Annotated in this window: 1 protein-coding gene; it reads right to left on the bottom strand. The window is 61.2% G+C overall.

The window, feature by feature from the left end; translation table 11 throughout:
- Positions 1–13 precede the first annotated feature (13 nt).
- Positions 14–361: IS5 family transposase (locus GQE99_RS20255; RefSeq protein WP_161353778.1), on the bottom strand; the 348-nt coding region annotated here is incomplete at its 5' end.

Raw genomic sequence — 361 nt, 5'->3', positions numbered from 1 at the left:
CTAGGCTCAGGACTCATAGCCAGTAGATGACGATAGCTGCGAGAGCGATGGCCGAGAGGAAGACCTTTGGGCACCTGTCATATCGCGTGGCCACCCGCCGCCAATCCTTGAGCCTGCCGAACATGATCTCGATGCGGTTGCGCCGCTTGTATCGTCGCTTGTCGTATTTGACCGGCGTCTTCCGTTGTTTCCGGCCGGGGATGCAGGCGCGTATCCCCTTGTCTTGCAACGCTTCCCGGAACCAGTCGGCGTCGTAGCCGCGATCGCCGAGCAGCCAATCGACATTCGGCAGACTGTCGCAAAGAGCCCGCGCACCGATGTAGTCGCTCACCTGCCCGGCAGTGACGAACAGGCTGAGTGG

The organism is Maritimibacter harenae, from assembly GCF_009882975.1.
Taxonomy (GTDB): Bacteria; Pseudomonadota; Alphaproteobacteria; order Rhodobacterales; family Rhodobacteraceae; genus Maritimibacter; species Maritimibacter harenae.
The sequence above is the reverse complement of the archived record's forward strand: the minus strand, read 5'-3'. Positions and strand labels throughout refer to the sequence as shown.